This window comes from Achromobacter pestifer (genome assembly GCF_013267355.1).
In the GTDB taxonomy this organism is placed as follows: Bacteria; Pseudomonadota; Gammaproteobacteria; order Burkholderiales; family Burkholderiaceae_B; genus Achromobacter; species Achromobacter pestifer_A.
In genome coordinates, this window is the sequence record NZ_CP053985.1 from 5,219,163 (window position 1) to 5,238,063 (window position 18,901).

Genomic DNA, 18,901 nt, shown 5'->3' on the forward strand with positions numbered 1-18,901 from the left:
AGGCGGCGTCAACCGGCGTTCAGTATCCCAAGTCGGCGTCGGCGCAGGTATCAGGCCGCCGGCCCTCCAACACCGTCTGCAGATTCTCCAGAGTCTGGCGGGCGATGGCCGCGGCCGGCGTGCGGGTGGCGATGTGCGGCGTGACCAGCACGTTGCGGTGACGCCAGAGCGCATGTTCGGGCGGCAAGGGCTCCTGCGGCGTCGCGTCCAGCGTGGCGTAGGCAAGCTGGCCGCTGTCCAGCGCCGCCAGCAGCGCGTCCGGATCCAGATGTTCGCCGCGGCCCGTGTTGACGACGTGGGCGCCGCGCGGCAATTGCGCGAAAGTGGCCGCGCCCAGGAAGCCGCGGGTCTCGTCCGTCAGGGGCAGCAGGCAGACCAGGGTGTCGGCCTCTGCCAGCAGCGCCGGCAGTCCGTCCGCGCCGTGATGGCCGGTGATGCCGACGGGCAGGCCGGGCTTGGGCGTGCGGCTCCAGCCCGATACGCGATAGCCCAGGGCCGAGAGCGCGCTGGCCGCGGCCAGGCCCAGCCGGCCCAGTCCCGCGATGGCGACGCGGTGCTCCGACGGCGGCACGATGGGGCTTTCGCGCCAGATGCCTTCAGCGCAATTGCGCACGTAATCGGGAAAGTGCCGGTGATGGTTGATCACGGCCCAGGCGACATAGGTGCTCATGCCCGCGGTCATGCCGGCCTCGGACACGCGGCATACCGGCACCTGGCGCGGCACGGCGGGATCGGCATAGATATGGTCCACGCCCGCGCCTATCGACTGGATCAGGCGCAGGTTGGGCAGCGTGCCCAGCAGTCCGGCGGGGGGGAGCCAGCAGACGGCCGCGTCGATCCGCGCCGGGTCGCCCAGGTCGTCCGCCGTGCGCCATTCGATGTCGGGCCGCAGGGCCTGGAACGCGGGCGCCAGGTAGCGCATGTCCAGCACCCGGCTCAGCAGCGCGATGCGGGGCGGCCGGTCCGCGGCCATGGCGGGGGGGAATGGCGCGCTCATGCCGCGACCTCCAATCGAGTGATGCCGGTCAACCGCGCCCGCCCGGACACGATGCTGGCGAAGTCCGGCACGGCCTGCACCAATTCGCGCGTGTAGGCCTGGCTGGGGCTGCGGATGACCTCGGCTGCGGGGCCGCATTCGATGATGCGGCCCTGCTGCATGACGGCGATGCGGTCGCACATCTGCGCCGCCACGCGCAGGTCGTGGGTCACGAACAGCATGCTCAGCTGGAACTGCCGGCGCACGCTGGCGAACAGCTCCAGCACCTGGGCCTGCACCGACACGTCCAGCGCGGAGACGGGTTCGTCCGCCACGATCAGTTCGGGTTCCGAAGCCAGCGCGCGCGCGATGCCGATGCGCTGGCGCTGGCCGCCGGAAAATTCATGTGGATAGCGGTGGGCGGCATCCGGATTCAGGCCGACCAGTTGCAGCAGTTCGGCCGCGCGCTCGCGGGCGCGCGGCAGTGCCACGCCTTGCGCCAGCGGCCCGGCCATGATCGAGCGGCCCACGGTGTGGCGCGGATTGAGCGAGGCCTGCGGGTCCTGGAAGACCATCTGCACGCGGCCCGGCGCCGGCCGTGCGCCGCGCGTCTGGCCGTTGAAGAGGATCTCCCCGCCGTCCTGCGCCAGCAGGCCGGCGATGCAGCGGCCCAGGGTGGATTTGCCGGAGCCGGATTCGCCCACCAGGCCCAGCACCTCGCCGCGCTGCAGGGTGAAGCTGATACCGCGCATGGCCGCGGTTTCGCGGCCGCGCCGCAACAACCCGCCGCCGGATACATAGGTCTTGCGCAGGTCGCGCACGTCCAGCAGCACGGGCTGCGGCTCGGCTGCGGCGCCGGTCGCCGGCACGCCGTGCGGAATGGCGGCGATCAGCTTGCGGGTGTAGCCGTGTTGCGGGTTGCCCAGGACGTCGGCGGCGTCGCCGGCCTCCACGATCTCGCCCGTCTGCATGACGGCAACCCGGTCCGCGATCTGCGACACCACGCCGAAGTCGTGGGTGATGAACAGCACTGCCGTGCCTTGCCTGGCCTGCAGGTCGCGGATCAGTTCCAGGATCTGCGCCTGGGTGGTGACGTCCAGCGCGGTGGTTGGCTCGTCGGCGATCAGCAGGGCGGGCTCCAGCATCAGCGCGCAGGCGATCATGACGCGCTGGCGCTGTCCGCCCGACAGCCGCCCGGGGTAGCTGGCGGCGATGCCTGCGGGATCGGGCAGGCGCACGTCGCGCAGCGCCGCGAGGATGCGGGCGCGTTTCTCGGCGGGCGCGAGCGTCAGGTGCGCGTCCAGCGCTTCCTCCAGCTGCTCGCCGATGCGCATGACCGGATTGAGCGCCGACATCGGGTCCTGGAAGATCATGCCGATGCGGTTGCCGCGCAGCGTGCGCCATTGCGGTTCCTGCAGAGCCAGCAGGTCCTGGCCCTGGAAGGCGATGCTGCCGGCCACGGGCGCCACCAGCGGCTGCGGCAGCAGGCCCATGACCGCATTGGCGATCATGGATTTGCCCGAGCCGCTCTCGCCCACGATGCACAGCGTTTCGCCGGCCGCGACGGACAGGCTGGCTTCCTTGACGGCCAGGGCGCGGTCGGCGCCGGCGGGCAGCCGGATGCTCAGGCCGCGGATGTCCAGCAATGGGGGGGTGGGCGTCATGCGCGGCTCCTTGCGTCCAGGCGGGTGTTCAGGCCGTCGCTCAAGCCTTCGCCCACCAGGTTCAGGGCCAGCACGGTCAGCAGGATGGCCACGCCAGGGAACAGGCTGATCCACCAGGCCTGGCGCAAGGCGGTGCGGGCCGCGCCTATCATGTAGCCCCAGCTCATGACGTTGGGATCGCCCAGGCCCATGAAGCTCAGGCTGGATTCCAGCAGAATGGCGGTGGCCACCATGAGCGAGCCCATGACCACGATGGGCGCGGCGGCGTTGGGCAGGATCTGGGTGACGATGATGCGCAGATTGGATTCGCCCGCCAGATGCGCCGCGTGCACGAAGTCGCGGTGGCGCAGCGTCAGGAATTCGCCGCGCACCAGGCGCGCCACCGGCGGCCACGAGACCAGCGCGATGGCGGTGACGATGGAACCCACCGAGGGCTGGAAGATCGCCACCAGCACGATGGCCAGCGCAAAGCTGGGGATGGCCTGGAACAGTTCGGTAAAGCGCATCAGGCCGCTGTCGATCCAGCCGCCGTAGTAGCCGGCCAGGGCGCCCACCGACACGCCGATCAACAGGCCGGCCAGCGTGGAGATCAGGCCGATCAGCAACGACACGCGCGCGCCGTAAGCCAGACCGGAGCCGATGTCGCGGCCCATGGTGTCGGTGCCGAAGGGCAGGCTGGCCATGTCCAGCGGCGGCAGAAAGGGGCGCTGCACCATGGCCCAGGGATCGTGCGCCGCGATCAGCGGCGCGGCCAGCGCCAGCAGCAGCACCGCGGCCATCACGGCCAGGCCGGCCAGGGCGCCTTTGTTGCGGCGAAAGCGCCGCCAGAATCCGTTGTTCATTGCAGTTCTATCCTCGGGTCGGCCAACGTGTAGAGCAGGTCGGTGACGATGTTGAACGCCACGGCGAGTGCGGCAGTGATCAGGAAGGTGCCCAGCAGCAGGTTGTAGTCGCGCTGCACCAGCGCATCGAACATCAGGCGGCCGATGCCGGGCCAGGCGAACACGGTTTCGATCAGCACCGTGCCGCCCACCATGGAGCCGGCCTGGATGCCGGCCAGGGTGATGACGGGCAGCAGCGCGTTGCGCAGGATGTGGTGGCGCTGGATGCGGCGCGGCGACAGGCCCTTGGCGCGCGCGGTCTTGATGAAGTCCATCTGCGCCACTTCCAGCATGGACGTGCGGGTCATGCGCGCATAGACCGCCATGTAGAAGAGCGCCAGCGTGGCGGCGGGCAGCGCCAGGTGGCGCGCGATGTCCACCGCCCGCGCCAGGCCCGAGTAGCCCGCGCCCACGGTCTCGAAGCCGAAGCCCGGCAGCCATTCCAGCTTCACGGAAAACAGCAGTACCGCCATCAGCGCCAGCCAGAACAGCGGCGTGGCGTAGAACAGCATGGACAGCGTGCTGACCAGGCTGTCCAGCCAGGTCCCGGCGCGCGCGCTGGTCCACGCGCCCAGCGCCACCCCCGCGGTCAGCGAGATGACGAAGGCCGTCATGGTCAGCAGCAGCGTGGCTGGCAGGCGCTCGGCGATCAGGCTCATCACCGGCCGCTGCTGACGGTAGGAGTCGCCCAGATCCAGCCGCGCGGCGTGGCCCAGGTAGTTCGCCAGCTGCTGGGGCAGGGGCTGGTCGAGCCCGAAGCGCTCGCGCAGTTGCGCCATGAAGACCTCGTCGGCCGCCCCGGCTTCGCCCGCCATGACGGTGGCGGGATCGCCGGGCGCGGCGCGGATGAGCAGGAAATTGATGACCGCGATCAAGGCCAGCACCAGCAGGCCCTGGACCACGCGGCGCATCAGGTAGGCGAGTTTCTTCATGGCGTTCCCCCTGTGCGTATGGCCGCGTTCAGGCCAGCGTGGCGCGCGCCAGGCTGTCGTTCAAGCCTATGCCTGAATTGATCAGGTTCTTGATGTTGTTGCGGTACAGGGTGGGGAACTGCAGTTCCAGCAGCCAGGCCACCGGCACCTCGTCCACCAGCACGCGCTGCACCTCCTCGTACAGGCGGCGGCGGGCTTCCGGGTCGGCTTCGCGCGAGCCGCGTTCGAACAGCTCGTCCACCTTGGGATTGCTGTAGCCCTCGACGTTGTTCCAGGGCGAACCCTTGGCGATGGTCGAGGTGAGGTAGTTGCGCGCGACGCCCAGCGCGGCATCGCCGTACTGGTAGAGATAGCAGAAGGCGATGTCGTAATCCCAGTTGGCGGTCTTTTCGCTCCAGCCGGCCACGTCGGTGGCGGTCATTTCCAGCTTGATGCCGGCTTCGGCCAGGTTCTGGCGCGCGATCTCGGCAAAACGCTGCCAGGTTTCGCCATAGGGCAGCGGCAGCAAGCGCAGGGTCTGGCCCTTGTAGCCGGCTTCCTTGAGCAGTTGTCTGGCGCGGGCCAGGTCGCGCGGATACTTGGTCACCTCGTCGGTGTGGTAACGCACGGTGCTGTTGAACGGGCCGGTGGCCACCTTGCCGAAGCCGTACCAGGCCACGTTGCGCATGGCCTCGCGGTCCAGCGCGTACATGATGGCGCGGCGCACCCGCACGTCGGCCAGCACCGGGTTGCGGTTGTTCAGCCACATGAAGGAGTGGGGACCGAAAAACTCCCAGCCCTTGGTGGTGATCTCCACATTGGGCAGGCCCTTCAGGCGCGCGATGTCGAAGTATTCGACGGTGCCGCCGGGCAGCACGTCCAGCTTGCCGGATTCGAATGCCGCCGAGCGCGAGGCCGCGTCGGGAATCACATGGAAGTACAGCGTCTCCACGTTGGGCACGGCGGGCTCGTGGTACTGCTCGTTGCGCACCAGCTGGATGTATGAGCCGCGGCGCCATTCCTTGAACTTGTAGGGGCCGGTGCCGATGGGCGTGTTGTTGGCCGGGTTGGCCTGGAAGTCCGTGCCTTCGTAGATGTGGCGCGGCACCATGGGCATGGTGCCGACCTCGAACAGTCCCAGGAAGGGGGCGAAAGGGCGCGGCAGGCGGAATTCCACCGTGTGCTCGTCCAGCGCCTTGATGCTCTCCACGAAGGCCAGGCCGGCGCGCAGGCGCGCATGGGTCTTGCGTAGGAACTGGTCGACGCTGAACACCACGTCGTGCGCGTTGAAGGGCTTGCCGTCATGCCACAGCACGCCTTGCTTGAGCTTGAAGGTGTACACGGTGGCCGTGTCGTTCACGGTCCAGGAGGCCGCCAGGCCGGGCATGGGCTCCAGCTTTTCGTCGTAGCGCAGCAGGCCTTCGTAGATGTTGCCGCCGATCATCTGGGTGGGGCCGTTCTGGATGATGCCCAGCATGAGGCCGGACGGTTCCGGCTGCACGGCGATGTTCAGCACGCCGTTGCGGGCGGCTGCGGCCCACGCGGGCAGGGCGGCGCTGCCGCTCCACCATCCAGCGGTTGCGGCGCTGGCGATCAGAAAGTCGCGACGATTCATGAGGTTCTCCTGGAGTCGGGGGACGAAGCGGCAGATGGAGCGGCGCGCGCGGTTCAGGCGCGCGGCGCGGCGGGGGCGCTGGACGAGGGAGTCACCAGCTTGAGCAGCGCGCGCCATTCGCGTTCGCTGGGATCGGTGGAGCCGGGCAGGCGGTTGGTGTCGCCGCTGGCGTATTGCCGCGCGGTCTTCTCGCTGACCTGCGGACTGACCGGGTAGGTCGCCTGGCCGGTCGCCTGGATCGCCAGCTGGACGCGGCAGGCGCGGTCCAGGTTGAGCATGAGGATGAAGGCCTCGGCGACCGTGGCGCCGAGGGTGAGCAGGCCGTGGTTGCGCAGGATCATGGCCTTGTGCCGGCCCAGGTCGGCGACCAGGCGCTCGCGTTCCTCCAGGTCCAGCGCGATGCCCTCGTACTCGTGGTAGGCGACCCGGTTGTAGAACTGCAGCGCCCATTGGTTCACCGGCTGCAGGCCGCAGGCGAGCGAGGACACGGCCACGCCCGCGACGGTGTGGGTGTGCAGCACGCAACCCGCGTCGGCGCGTCCCATGTGCACGGCGCTGTGGATGGTGAAGCCGGCCGGGTTCACGTCATGGGGGGTGGGCGCGACGGCGGTGCCGTCCATGCCGACCTTGACCAGGGAGTCCGCGCTGATGTCGCGGAACAGGTGGCCGTAGGGATTGATCAGGAACGCGTCTTCCTCGCCCGGCACGCGCGCCGAGATGTGGGTGTAGATGCTGTCGTCCATGCCGAAGTGGGCGGTCAGGCGATAGCACGCGGCGAGATCCTGGCGGGTCTGCCACTCCGCCGCACTCATGGACTGCGGCGCGGTGTCTAGGGAAGTGACCATACATGCGTCCTTGGTGAGTTCGGCCGCGGTGGCGGGCCGGATGCGAAGGATTATGCGTCGATAGTCAACTGTCGACAGTTAGCAGTAATACTGATATGCTGGGCGAAAATGGGGTGCTATATAGCTGACGCCTTGCCGCATTTCCCTACCCCAGACCGAGACAGAACCCGCCATGCCCGAAACTCCGGACGCCGCCAGCCCCTTCGAATCCATCAATGTTCCCGACCTGGTCGGCGTGGTCGAGGACCGGCTCACCCAGGCCATCGTGCAGGGCCGCCTGCCGCCCGGCAGCCGCGTGGTCGAAGCGGAGATCGCGCGGCAGATGGCGATCAGCCGCGCGCCCGTGCGCGAGGCCTCGCGACGCCTGGAGCGCCAGGGCATCCTGGTGTCCAAGCCGCGCCGCGGTTTTTTCGTGCGCGATATGTCGGTGCGCGAGGTCGACGACCTGTTCCAGGTCCGCCTGAGCCTGGAGCTGACCGCGGTGGCGGCGGCCTGCCAGCATGCGGACGCCGCTGGCCTGGCGCGCCTGAAGGAGTTGCTGGCGCTGATGATCGCCGAGGCCGCCGACGCCCCGCAGCACCGCCGCATCGAACTGGACCTGAGCTTCCATACCCTGATCTGCGAACTCTCGGGCAACGCCTATCTGCTGCGCCTGTTCTCCAGCACCCAGACCGAGATGCGCATGATCATTTCGCTGATCGACGACGTCTACCAGGATCCGGAGATGGTGGCGGCCACCCACCAGCCCATCCTGGACGCCCTGGCGCGGCGCGATGCCGAGGCCGCCCAGGCCTGCATGAAAGTCCATCTGGACGATGCCTGGCAGCACGTCCGCAATCTGTTCGTCTCGCAGCACGGCGGGGCGGGCGATAAGCCCAGGGGCACGGCAAAACCATGAAGGTCGTCTACAGCGATAAGCATCAGCTCCACGATCCGCAGTTCTTCATCGCGCGCGGCAAGGTCAAGCGCAGCAACGAGCAGCCCGAACGCGGCGCCCGCCTGCTGGCCGCGGCGCGCGCGGCGGGACACCAGATCATCGCGCCGGACGACCACGGCGCCGGCCCGCGCGCGGCCGTGCACACGCCGCAGTACCTGCGCTTCCTGGAAACGGCCCACGCCCGCTGGCGCGAGCTGCCCGACGCCTCGGACGAGGTGATCGCGAACGTGCATCCCTTTCCGGGCGAGCCTTGCGCCTATCCCGAGCACATCGTGGGCCTGGCGGGGTATCACATGGGCGACACGGCCTGCCCGATAGGCGCGGGCACCTGGGAAGCGGCAGTCTGGTCCGCGCATTGCGCCACCCATGCCGCCCGGCTGGTGCTGGACGGCGAGCGCGCGGCCTACGCCTTGTGCCGCCCGCCCGGCCACCACGCCTATACCGAACGCGCCAACGGCTTCTGCTACCTGAACAACACGGCCATCGCGGCGCAGTACCTGCGAGGCACGCATCAGCGCGTCGCGATCCTGGACCTGGACGTGCACCACGGCAACGGCACCCAGGGCATCTTCTACCGCCGCGCCGACGTGCTGACCGTGTCGCTGCACGCGGATGCCTACAACACCACGCCGTTCTTCGTGGGCCATGCGCACGAGACCGGCGCAGGCGACGGGCTGGGCTACAACATCAACCGCCCCTTGGCCGTCGGCACGGGCGACGCAGGCTATCTGGCCGCGTTGCGGCGGGTCTGCCTGGAAATCCAGGCATTTGCGCCGGGTGCGCTGGTGGTCGCGCTGGGGCTGGACGCGCACGAGAAGGATCCCTACAAGGGGCTGGCCGTGAGCACCGGCGGTTTCGCGGCCATCCTCGCCCAGGTGGCCTCGCTGGGCCTGCCCACGGTGCTGGTGCAGGAAGGCGGCTACCTGTCGGACGACCTGGGGCCCAACCTGGCCAGCGCGCTGCGCGGCTTCGAGTCCGCCGCGTAGACCTGGCCGGCGGCCACGCGGAGCGGTTGCGGATCCAGCGCCGCGCCCTGGCAGGGGCCTTCGATGCAGAGCCCATCCTCGAAGCGGAACAGGGCCGAATGATGCGCGCACATCAGCACCTGGGCCTCATAGGTGAGTACGGCGCCGTGGGCCGCGTCCAGCGTGACGGAGAAGTGCGGGCAACGGTTCAGGTAGCCCCAGACCGTCATGCCCCGCCGCAGCAGAATCACCGGCTGCGCGTCGATCTGCACCGACAGGGAGCCGCCATCCGGAATGTCCTCAATCCGGCACAGCGCCGCCCCGGCCGCATGTTCAAGCGCGGGGCAGCACGAAGTCATAGCGCCCCTCGTGGAAGTCCGACTCGAATCCGTAGCGCTTGCCCAGGACTGAATCTGCGCCTTGCGGGCTGTATTGCAGCACCAGCGACGGCTTCACGCCGAACACCGCATCCGACGCGAGATACGGATCGCCGGCATTGAACAGATGGGTGACCAGCCGCTGGTGTCCCGGCGCGTCGATCATGAAATGCAGGTGCGCGGGCCGGAAGATGTGGCGGCCGGTCGCCGCCATCATGCGGCCGACGGGACCGTCGCCCGGGATCGGATAGGACACGGGCAGGATGGTGCGGATGGCGAAACTGCCGTCCTCGCCGCTGCGGTAGCGGCCGCGCAGATTGCCTTGCGGCTGGTCCAGGTCCTGGCCCGAGTACATGCCGTTGGCGGCTGTCTGCCACACGTCGAGCACGGCGCCGGCCAGCGGCTGGCCGTCGGTGTCGCGCACGGTCCCGTGCACCAGCGCGGGCTCACCCGGCGTCTGCGCCATGTCCTCGCCCGGCGCGCGGTCGGGCATGCCGGCCATGTAGAAGGGGCCGAACACCGTGCTCTCGGTGGCCTGGCCCGGCTTGCGGTGGTTGATGGCGTCCACCAGCATCGACACGCCCAGCGTGTCGGACAGCAGGATGAACTCCTGCCGCACCGCGCCGTCACAGATCTGGCCGGTCTCGGTCAGGAACCGGATCGCGGCCATCCATTCGGCCTCGGTGGGCTCGACGTCGGCAACGAAGGCGTGCAGATGCCGCACCAGGGACTGCATCAGCTGGCGCAGCCTGGGATCCGGCGTCTGGGAGAAGCTGGCGGCGACCGTGTCGGTCAAGGCGGTTTCGGCATTCGGCATGGCAGGGTTCATGGCGGCTCCTCAGCGCTTGAAATGCGGCGGCACGGCGGCGTCCACGTTGACCCACACGGACCTGGCCTCAGTGTAGTCATGCATGGCCTCGAAGCCCATCTCGCGTCCGTAGCCCGACTGGCCCACGCCGCCGAACGGACTGCCGGGATTGACCCGCTTGTAGCAGTTGATCCAGCACATGCCGGCGTGGATGGCGCCCGCCAGCTTGTGGGCGCGCGCCAAGTCGCGCGTCCACAGGCCGCTGCCCAGGCCGTAGTCGGTGGCGTTGGCGATGGCCAGCGCTTCCTCGTCGCTGCCAAAGCGCAGCACCGTGACGAAGGGGCCGAAGACTTCTTCCTGCGCGACGCGGTCCTGGGGCCGGGCTTCGACGATGGTGGGCGCGACGTAGTAGCCGCGGGCCAGCTCGCCGCCGGGCGCCTTGCCGCCGGCCAGCAGGCGCGCGCCCTGTTCGGCGGCGACGCCCACATAGGACAGGACCTTGTCGCGGTGCTGGGCCGAGGTCAGCGGACCCATTTCGGTGTCGGGCGAACGCGGGTCGCCCAGGCGGATGGAGTTCGCCAGCGCCGTGAAACGCTCCAGGAACGCGTCGGCAATTTTTTCATGCAGCATCAGCCGCGAGCCCGCGATGCAGGCCTGGCCCTGATTGTGGAAGATGGCCCAGGCCGCGCCGTTGATGGCGGCGTCGAGGTTGGCGTCGTCGAACACGATGTTGGCGCCCTTGCCGCCCAGTTCCAGCTGCACGCGCTTGAGGTTGCCCTGGGACGCTTGCACGATGCGGCGGCCGGTCGCGGTGGATCCCGTAAAGGCGATCTTGCCCACGTCGGGATGTTCCGCCAGCCGTTGGCCCGCGGTGTGGCCGTAGCCGGGGACCATGTTCACCACGCCTTCGGGAAAGCCCGCCTGGGCCATCAGCTCCGCAATCCGCAGGGTCGACAGCGGTGTGAGCTCGGACGGCTTGAGCACGACGGTATTGCCGGCCGCCAGCGCCGGGCCCAGCTTCCAGCTGGTGAACATCAGCGGAAAGTTCCACGGCACGATCTGGCCGACCACGCCGATGGGCGCGCGTTGCACGTAGTTGAGGAAGCCCGTTTCCACCGGGATGACGCTGCCTTGCAGCTTGTCGGCCATGCCGCCGAAGTAGCGGAAGCAGCCCGCGGTGCGCGGCACGTCCAGGCCGCGCGTGTCGCGTATCGGATGGCCGGTGTCCAGCGTTTCCAGCTGCGCCAGTTCTTCCGTGTTGGCTTCGATCAGGTCGGCCAGCTTGAGCAGCAGGCGTCCGCGTTCGGCCGCCGGCATGCGTGACCAGGCGGGAAAGGCGCGTTGCGCGGCCGCGACGGCGCGGTCCACGTCCTCGGCTTCGGCCGCGGCGATGGCGGTGATGAGGGTTCCGTCGTGCGGGTTGAGCACGTCTATCGTGCCGCCGGCGGTCGCGGCCACGAAGCGGCCGTCGATAAAGAGTTTGTTCTGCATGGCTCTGGATACGTGATGAGTGGGAGGGGGCGGATTCAGAACTCGACCGGGTAGGGCGCGAGTTCGCCGCTTTCGTAGCGCAGGGGCAAGTCGGGGGTGGCGTTCTCCCAGACCAGCAGCATCGAACGCTTGGTCGAATAGCCCTGATGGCGGATGTCGGCGGGCATGGCGCAGATGTCGCCGGCGCGCATGGTGACGCGGGCGCGCGGGGCGCCGGTGTCCTTGTCGCCGATGTCCCACACGATCTCGTCGGACAGCTGCAGGAACCATTCGACGCGGTCGTTGCCATGGAACACCGGCAGGATGAATTCCTCGGTGGTGGGGCAGAACAGGCTGGCGCCGCAGACGGAGGTGACCGATGGATTCCAGGTCACGTCGGAGCGCGACAGGTACTTGAACAGGCTGAACGCATGCAGCGCGCCTTCGTAGCCCGGTTCGGCCTGGATCTGCGGCTCCTCCTGGGTCACGTCGGCGAAGGCCCGGTTGACCGGCAGGTCGTCGCGCAGGGGCGAGTCTTCTGGCAGGCCCGGCATGCGCCGCGTGGCGATGCGCGACCGCTCGATGGCGGCGATGTTGTCGCCATGCTTGCGGCCGAAGGCAGAGCCGGTTTCCTCGGGCGCGGCGAACGGATCGAAGCCTTCGTTGGTCCAGTCGTGCAGCATGGCCTTGAAGGTGGCCATGATGAGCGGCGTGTCGAAAGTCTCCGTGTAGTCCACGCCCGCGGCCTTCATGACGCCGTTGAACGAACCGGCGTAGACGTCCACCTTGCCATAGTGGTTGCGGGTGCCGAACACGTGGTCGAAGTTGACCCAGCCATAGAAGAAGCCCCAGGCCACGTCGCGCATCAGGGCCCGCAGGAAGGCGTCGGCCGCGATGGCGTGGGTGCGCGTCTGGCCCTTGGAAGGCCAGTGCACCTTGACGAAATACTCGTCGCGCGTGAAGGTGAACGCGCCGAGGTCGAAGCGTTTGTAGCCGGTGGCGGCGTCGGCGGCGCCAGCCACGACTTTGCCGGCGGCGAAGGAAGTAGCGGGAGCGGGGGTGTCCAGCATGGCCATATCGGTACTCCAGAAAGGGAAAAGGGGGTAGCGGCTTACTGCAGGCAGATGTCCGCCCACTTCTCGACGGACAATTCGCCGGCGCGGGTCTGGACCAGCAGCACGCCCGGATACGGCGCCGTAAAGCGGTAGGCGCAGCCGGCGGGCAGCAGGCATTGGTGTCCGCGGCCCAGCAGCACGCGGCCCATGGGCTTGCCGGCGGGGGTTGCGCCCGCCAGCACCGTGCCGTCCGCGGCTGCGGGGGGCTGGCCCAGCGCCAGGAACTCGACCTGGGCCTGGCCGTCCATCAGGATGGCGAACTCGTCGTGGCTGCAGGCGTACCAGGGCGACACGCCTTCGGCGCGCAGGGTTTCGATGACGTATTCCAGGTTCTTGCCGACGACGACCTTTTCGTAGGGCGCCGAGTTCGCGGCCACCTCGAAGATGTTGGAAAAGACGTAGTGCCGGGGCGAGCCCTGCGTGATCTCGATCGAGCCCTTGCGGTAATCCGTAAGCGAGCCGAAAACGGTGGTCGGTGTTGCGGTGTTCATGGAGCCTCCTGTGTCGGGTAGTGCCGCCCGCGCGGCGGAGTGGCGCGGACGTGGGGAGCGGGGCGGGCGTGTCAGTCCACCTTGAGATTGATCTTGCGGATGACGCCGGTCCATTTGGCGGCGTCTTCACGCAGGCGGCGCGCGGTGGCATCGGGCGATTCGGGCTGCGGATCCAGGTCATTGCCCTGCAGCTTCTGCTTCACTTCCGGCAGCGCCAGGGCGCGCGCCACTTCCTCATTCATGCGCTGCACGATGCCGGCCGGCGTGCCCTTGGGCGCGAACAGCATCTCGCGGAAGGTGGCGTCGTAGCCGGCCACGCCCGCCTGCTGCATGGTCGGCACGTCCGGCGCCTGGACCGAGCGCGCGCTGCCCGACACCGCCAGCCCGTGGAGCTTGCCGGCCGCGACGTAAGGCGCGACCACCGGAGAGGCCAGATAGCCGCAAGGCACCTGCCCGGCCAGCACGTCCTGCGTGGCGGGCGAGGGCCCCTTGTAGGGAACGTGCAGGATGTCCAGGCCGGCGCCGGACAGATAAAGCTCCATTGCCAGGTGGCCGGGCACGCCCTGGCCGCCGGAGGCGTAGCTGAGGGCGCCGGGCGTCTTCCTGGCCTGCGCGTCCAGCTGCGCCAGCGTGCGCAGGCCCGAGGCGGCCGAGCACACCAGCATCTGGTTGAAGTTCGCCAGCGCGACCACGGGCGTCAAGTCATCGGCCTTGAAATTCAGCTTGCGGTAGATGGCGGGATTGATGGTGACGACGGTGTCGGGCGCTTCAAGAAAGGTGTAGCCGTCGGCGGGTGAACGGACCACCGCTTCGGCGCCGATGTTGCCGCCCGCGCCGGGCCGGTTCTCGATGATGACCGGCTGCTTGAGCGACTGTCCCACCGCGTCGGCCACGATGCGCGCCGCCGTGTCGCCGGGTGATCCGGCGGGAAAGGCGACCACGATGCGGATGGCGCGCGTGGGCCAGTCCTCTTTCGGCTGGGCGTGCGACGCCGTGCTGGCGGCGATACAGGCTGCCAGCGCAAGTAATTGCGGTTTCATGCTGTCTCCTGACGTTTATTTTTCAGGCGCCCTGATCCGGGCGCGCTGCGCTACCACCTGCCGATATGGATGCCGGCCGAATCCTCCTTGCGTGTCCATCCCGTCATGGTCGCGTGGCTGACGGTGGGGTGGATCTTGCGGTTGCGCAGCCAGTCGAACAGCATGGCCTGGTAGCGTTCCCGGACCGGCGCGTGCGCGGGGTCCGCGCCCAGGTCGTCGTATTCGTCGGGGTCGGCGCGCAGATCGAACAATTGCGGGCGCAGGCCTTCGAAATGAACGTATTTCCATTCGTGGTCGCGCACCATGATGGTGTGGCAGCCGTCGGCGGGACGGCCCAGCGGTTCGCGCACGAAGTCGCGGAACGCGTAGTTGTTTTCCGAGAACACGGCGCGGCGCCAGTCGGCGGGCTCTTCGCCGCGCAGCAGCGGCAGCAGGGAGCGTCCTTCGAGGATATGGTCGGGAATCTCCGCGCCGATGGCGTCCAGGATGGTGGGCACCAGGTCTATGGCTTCCACCAGCCGCGATTCCACCGCGCCGCGGCGCGCGCCGTCGCCGGGCAGGCGCACGATCAGCGGCACCTTGGCCACGCAATCATGGAACAGCTCCTTCTCGCCCAGGTAGTGATCGCCCAGGTAGTCGCCATGGTCGCTGCAGAAGATGACCATGGTGTCCTGGTCGCGGCCGCTGCGCCGCAGATAGTCGAACAGCACGCCCAACTGGTCGTCCACCTGCTTGATCAGGCCCATGTAGGTGGGAATCACGGTCTCGCGCACCTGGTCGCAGGAGAAGTTCCTGCTGACCTCCGCCTGGCGAAAGCCTTGCAGCACGGGATGCGCATTTTCGAGTTCGCGCGCCGCGCGCTTGGCGGGCTGCATGTCGTCGGGCGAGTACATGGCGTGGTAGGGCGCGGGCGCGACATAGGGCCAGTGCGGTTTGATGTAGGACAGGTGCAGCACCCAGGGCCGATCGCCGCTTTGCTCCATGAACTCGATCGCGCGCCGCGTCATGTAGGGCGTTTCGGAGTCCGTCTCCGCGACGCGCGCCGGCAGGCCCGCGTAGCGCATGTTCCAGCCGGAGAGGATCTCGCCGTTGGCACCTAGCGCCGAGTTGGCGTGGTCGTGCCAGGGGTTGGCGCCGTCGTAGCCTTGCTGGCGCAGGTATTGCGTGTAGCGGTGCGATTCGTCGCTGAAGCCCGGCGGCCAGATGCCGTCGTCGCGGTCGTAGGGCTCGAATCCGCCTTGCGCCGCCAGGATGCCGGTGGCGCCCGCTGGGTCCATCCCCAGGCGCTGCATGCCGGACCTGTCGGCTTCCACGTGGGTCTTGCCCGCCACCGCCACGCGCACGCCCAGCGGGCGCAGGTAGTCGCCCAGCGTCATTTCGCTGACGGGCATGGGCACGAAGTTCCACACCGCGCCGTGGCTGGTGACATAGCGGCCCGTGTAATAGGACATGCGCGACGGGCCGCAGACCGGCCCTTGCACGAAGGCATTGTCGAAGCGCACGCCTTCGGCGGCCAGGCGGTCGATGTTGGGGGTGCGCAGGCGCGGATGTCCGTAGCAGGACAGGTAGTCCCAGCGCAGTTGGTCGCACATGATCCAGAGTACATTGCGTACAGCCTGTCCGCTCATTCCCGCCTCTCTTGCCGTTCCGCCAGCCACCACGGCTTGCGTTAGACGCCACGATATTTCGCAGGGGCTGGGCGGCTCAAGCAGGTTTTGCTGGAGTTTCACTGAGTGAAATTTCCAGCCGTGCGGAAAGAGGGGGCGCAATGAGCCGTTGGACGCCGAAGGTGAAGACGATAGACGCGCTGGAGCGCGGGCTGATCGTGCTGGACGAGGTGCGCGCCACGCAGGGCGCGAGCCTGCAGGAGCTGCACGTGCGCACCGGCTATGCCAAGGCCACGCTGCTGCGCATCCTGGCGACGCTGCAATTGCGCGGGCTGATCTGGCGGCGGATCGCCGACGACTATTTCTGCCCCGCCAGCTCGCTCAACCAGCCCAGCCGGCGCGCGCGCGTGCTGGATCTGCTGGGCCAGTGCGCGGCGCCGGAACTGGACCGCCTGCAGGCGGAGGTGCTATGGCCGTCGGACCTGACGGTGCGCCACGGCAACGCCATGATCGTGCGCGAAACCAACCGCAGCCAGTCGTACTTCACCATCCGCCGCGACAACATCGGCTTCCAGATCAACATGCTGCGTTCGGCGGTGGGGCGCGCCTATCTGGCGTTTTGCGACGAGAAAGAGCGCGATTCGATCCTGGCCGCGCTGCGCCGCAGCCGCCGCGAGGGCGACGCGCTGGCGCACGATTGCGCCGCCGTGGAAAAAATGCTGGAGCAGACCCGCCGCCAGGGCTACGGCCTGCGCGAACAGCGTTTCGGCGGCGACTACGACAAGACCCGCAAGGACCAGAACGACAGGCTGGAGGCTATCGCCCTGCCCATCATGGTCGCGCCGGGGCGGCTCTATGGCTGCGTCAACATCGTATGGATCCAGGGTGTGCGCTCGACCGAGCAGATGGTGGAGCAGTGCCTGGAGCCGCTGTGCCGCACGGCGCGGGCCATCTCCGCCGGCATGGTCCGGCGCGCCTGAGGCATCCAGCAATGCATTGCCGTGGCTGCCCGCAGCGCAGCCGCGCGCATCGCGCTATTCCCCATCTCTGAATCGCCGCCAGCCATCGCGCGCACTCGCGCCAATCCCGCGTGCGTGCCGCTAGGCGCGGTGCCTGCGCGCGTCCGGTTTCCTTGCTCCTGGCGACAGCTTCTGGATCAAATAATGTTTTTTTAATGTACTAAAAATATAAAAAACATAGGGTTTATACGAATAATATCGGCAAAAATTTCATTATATAAAGAATCATTGTTTTTTTATTGTATTTATAGAGATGAAAATTGCTTTGATGGGCTGCGGCGAGGTCGGTTCCTGCTATGCGCAGGCATGGAGCGCCGCCGGGCATGCGCTGGTCGGGATCTGCGAGTTGCGGCAGGACGAAGAAATGGCGGGACGCGCCCGGCGTCATGGCGCCGGATTGCACGCCGAGCCCGGGGCATGGTTGGGCGAGGCGGACATCGTTGTGTCGGCGGTGTATGGCCACGCGGCGCTGGAGATGGCACGGCAGAGCTTCCCGCACATGCGCCAGGACGCGGTCTACGCCGACTTCACGACAGCCAGCGCGCCTGACATGCAGGCCGCCTCGGCGGCCGCCGCCGAACGGAACATCGACTTCACCGACGTCGCGATCATGGGCGCCATTGCCCTGCTGGCGGAACGCACGCCCTTGCTCTGCGCCGGGACCGGCACGGACGCGGTGCTGCGGCTGGCCGAGAGCGGCGGGGCGCCGGCGCGCGCCATACAAGGCGCGGCGGGCGATGCCGTGCGCCTGAAGCTGCTGCGCAGCATCATGACCAAGGGCATGGAAAGCCTGGCCGTGGAATGTCTGGTGGCGGCCGAGTCCATGGGTTTGAGAGCCTCGCTTTACGAGGTGCTGGCGGACATCGACCAGACGCCGCTTACGGCCTTCATGGATTCGTTTGTCCGATCCCACGTGCTGCATGCGCAGCGCCGGCAGGCGGAAGTCCGGGAGGCCCGCGAGCAACTGATCGAGGCGGGACTGGAGCCCCTGGTTCTGGACGGCGTCGAACGGCTTTTCAGCCGCACCAGCCGAGGCATCCAGGATGCGCGGGCAGGCGGCGATTTCAATCTGCCGGATTCGGTCGAGGCGCGCCTGGCCTGGCTGACGGTTTTGGCGCGCGAGCGCTGAGCGCCGCGCGGCATCGCGACGCGGCGACGGCATATCCAACAAGAACCAACTGTGTGAGGAAGACAATGAAGGTCCTGAAGAAACTCCTGGCCGCCACGCTAGTGCTGGGCTGCGCCGCCGCGAACGCGGCGGATATGGGCACGGCGCCCATCACGCTTATTTCCCCGTTCCCGCCCGGAGGCGGCACTGATACGCTGACCCGCATGATCGGCAGCGCGATCGGCCAGGATCAGGGTTGGAACATGGTGGTGGAGAACAAGCCGGGCGCCGGCGGCAACCTGGCGCTGGACGCCACCGCCCGCGCGCGTCCGGATGGACATACGCTGGTGATGGCCCAGACCGACAACATCGTGCTGAATCCCTGGCTCTACAACAAGCTCAGCTACGACACATTCAAGGATTTCAAGCCTGTCGGCCCGGTGGCCACCTCACCGAGCGTTTTCGTGGTTCTGCCCGAATCCCCGTTCAAGACGGTCGGCGATGTGGTCAAGGCGGCGCAGGCCCGCCCCGGCGTGGTGTCGCTGGGCATTCCCGGCATCGGCGGCACCGGCGACCTGACCGGCTATCTCTGGCGCAAGGCGGCGAACATCGAGTTGATGCACGTGCCGTACCGCGGCTGGGGCCAGGCGTTCCCGGATCTGGCCAGCGGCCGCATCGACATGTATGTGGGCTCGGTGGCTTCGCTGCTGCCACAGATCAGAGGCGGCAAGGTCCGCGCGCTGGCCGTGGTCGCCAAGGCGCGCGCGCCGGCCTTGCCCGATGTGCCCACCTTCGCGGAAAGCGGGTTCAAGACGATAGACCAATCGATCTGGTGGGGCCTGATGGCTCCCGCCAAGACGCCGGACGACGTGGTTGCCGCGTTGAACAAGGCGTTGCAGCAGGTCCAGTCCCAGCCCGAACTGGTGAAAAAACTGGAGGACGCCGGCTATAGCGTGCTCAAGGGCACGCCCGAGGATCTGGCTCGCCAGCATCGGGCGGACCACGAGACCTTTGGCAAGGTCGTGCAGGACGCCGGCATTCCCAAGCAGTAATGGCAACGCATTGCAATTCC

Annotated in this window: 18 protein-coding genes; 5 read left to right on the forward strand and 13 right to left on the reverse strand. The window is 68.1% G+C overall.

Going from position 1 to position 18,901, the window contains the following annotated elements:
* Positions 1–19: 19 nt before the first annotated feature.
* Genes FOC84_RS24780 through FOC84_RS24805 form a run of 6 tightly spaced genes read right to left on the reverse strand, consistent with a single transcriptional unit; the run spans position 20 to position 6,892 of the window.
* Positions 20–997: a 2-hydroxyacid dehydrogenase gene (locus FOC84_RS24780; RefSeq protein ID WP_254241771.1), complete on the reverse strand. Its 978-nt coding sequence runs from the start codon at positions 995–997 to the stop codon at positions 20–22.
* Positions 994–2,640, reverse strand: a complete 1,647-nt coding sequence (locus tag FOC84_RS24785) for an ABC transporter ATP-binding protein (protein ID WP_173146926.1) — start codon at positions 2,638–2,640, stop codon at positions 994–996. Before FOC84_RS24785 ends, FOC84_RS24780 begins: the two co-directional genes overlap by 4 nt.
* The gene (locus FOC84_RS24790) at positions 2,637–3,482 is read right to left on the reverse strand and encodes an ABC transporter permease (RefSeq protein ID WP_173146928.1); all 846 of its coding nucleotides are present in this window, start codon (positions 3,480–3,482) and stop codon (positions 2,637–2,639) included. Before FOC84_RS24790 ends, FOC84_RS24785 begins: the two co-directional genes overlap by 4 nt.
* Positions 3,479–4,453 (reverse strand): ABC transporter permease, encoded by a 975-nt coding sequence (locus FOC84_RS24795; RefSeq protein ID WP_173146930.1) that lies wholly within the window; start codon positions 4,451–4,453, stop codon positions 3,479–3,481. Before FOC84_RS24795 ends, FOC84_RS24790 begins: the two co-directional genes overlap by 4 nt.
* A gap of 28 nt (positions 4,454–4,481) precedes the next feature.
* On the reverse strand, positions 4,482–6,047 hold the full coding sequence (locus tag FOC84_RS24800; RefSeq protein WP_173146932.1) for an ABC transporter substrate-binding protein: 1,566 nt from the start codon (positions 6,045–6,047) through the stop codon (positions 4,482–4,484).
* 53 nt (positions 6,048–6,100) lie between these two features.
* Positions 6,101–6,892, reverse strand: a complete 792-nt coding sequence (locus FOC84_RS24805) for a class II aldolase/adducin family protein (RefSeq protein ID WP_254241772.1) — start codon at positions 6,890–6,892, stop codon at positions 6,101–6,103.
* A 172-nt stretch (positions 6,893–7,064) separates the two neighbouring features.
* Between FOC84_RS24805 and FOC84_RS24810 the strand changes: the two genes are divergently transcribed.
* Positions 7,065–7,790: a GntR family transcriptional regulator gene (locus tag FOC84_RS24810; protein ID WP_173146934.1), complete on the forward strand. Its 726-nt coding sequence runs from the start codon at positions 7,065–7,067 to the stop codon at positions 7,788–7,790.
* A complete protein-coding gene (locus tag FOC84_RS24815; protein ID WP_173146936.1) occupies positions 7,787–8,815 on the forward strand; it encodes a histone deacetylase family protein in 1,029 nt (342 codons plus the stop codon). The genes FOC84_RS24810 and FOC84_RS24815 overlap by 4 nt, the downstream gene beginning before the upstream one ends.
* On the opposite strand, the gene FOC84_RS24820 is transcribed toward FOC84_RS24815, so the two are convergent.
* The 7 genes from FOC84_RS24820 to FOC84_RS24850 all read right to left on the reverse strand — a co-directional run bounded on the left by FOC84_RS24820 (position 8,749) and on the right by FOC84_RS24850 (position 15,723).
* Entirely contained in the window at positions 8,749–9,153 is a 405-nt protein-coding gene (locus FOC84_RS24820; protein WP_173146938.1) for a Rieske (2Fe-2S) protein, read from the reverse strand. The two genes, FOC84_RS24815 and FOC84_RS24820, sit on opposite strands and share 67 nt — an antisense overlap.
* On the reverse strand, positions 9,128–10,000 hold the full coding sequence (locus FOC84_RS24825) for an intradiol ring-cleavage dioxygenase (RefSeq protein WP_173146940.1): 873 nt from the start codon (positions 9,998–10,000) through the stop codon (positions 9,128–9,130). Before FOC84_RS24825 ends, FOC84_RS24820 begins: the two co-directional genes overlap by 26 nt.
* Before the next feature lie 9 nt (positions 10,001–10,009).
* Positions 10,010–11,470, reverse strand: a complete 1,461-nt coding sequence (locus FOC84_RS24830; protein WP_173146942.1) for an aldehyde dehydrogenase family protein — start codon at positions 11,468–11,470, stop codon at positions 10,010–10,012.
* Between the two features lie 35 nt (positions 11,471–11,505).
* The gene (locus FOC84_RS24835; RefSeq protein WP_173146944.1) at positions 11,506–12,525 is read right to left on the reverse strand and encodes a hydroxyquinol 1,2-dioxygenase; all 1,020 of its coding nucleotides are present in this window, start codon (positions 12,523–12,525) and stop codon (positions 11,506–11,508) included.
* Between the two features lie 35 nt (positions 12,526–12,560).
* Complete coding sequence (locus FOC84_RS24840; RefSeq protein ID WP_173146946.1) at positions 12,561–13,055, reverse strand: hydroxyquinol 1,2-dioxygenase; 495 nt, start codon at positions 13,053–13,055, stop codon at positions 12,561–12,563.
* A gap of 71 nt (positions 13,056–13,126) precedes the next feature.
* On the reverse strand, positions 13,127–14,095 hold the full coding sequence (locus FOC84_RS24845) for a Bug family tripartite tricarboxylate transporter substrate binding protein (protein WP_173146948.1): 969 nt from the start codon (positions 14,093–14,095) through the stop codon (positions 13,127–13,129).
* 50 nt (positions 14,096–14,145) lie between these two features.
* Complete coding sequence (locus tag FOC84_RS24850; protein ID WP_173146950.1) at positions 14,146–15,723, reverse strand: alkaline phosphatase family protein; 1,578 nt, start codon at positions 15,721–15,723, stop codon at positions 14,146–14,148.
* Between the two features lie 140 nt (positions 15,724–15,863).
* Between FOC84_RS24850 and FOC84_RS24855 the strand changes: the two genes are divergently transcribed.
* From FOC84_RS24855 to FOC84_RS24865, 3 genes are all read left to right on the forward strand, one after another.
* Positions 15,864–16,682 carry an IclR family transcriptional regulator domain-containing protein gene (locus FOC84_RS24855; RefSeq protein WP_173146952.1) on the forward strand — a complete coding sequence of 273 codons (819 nt, stop codon included), beginning with the start codon at positions 15,864–15,866 and terminating at the stop codon, positions 16,680–16,682.
* A gap of 292 nt (positions 16,683–16,974) precedes the next feature.
* Positions 16,975–17,850 carry an NAD(P)-dependent oxidoreductase gene (locus FOC84_RS24860; RefSeq protein WP_173146954.1) on the forward strand — a complete coding sequence of 292 codons (876 nt, stop codon included), beginning with the start codon at positions 16,975–16,977 and terminating at the stop codon, positions 17,848–17,850.
* A 65-nt stretch (positions 17,851–17,915) separates the two neighbouring features.
* Positions 17,916–18,881: a Bug family tripartite tricarboxylate transporter substrate binding protein gene (locus FOC84_RS24865; RefSeq protein ID WP_173146956.1), complete on the forward strand. Its 966-nt coding sequence runs from the start codon at positions 17,916–17,918 to the stop codon at positions 18,879–18,881.
* Positions 18,882–18,901: the final 20 nt, after the last annotated feature.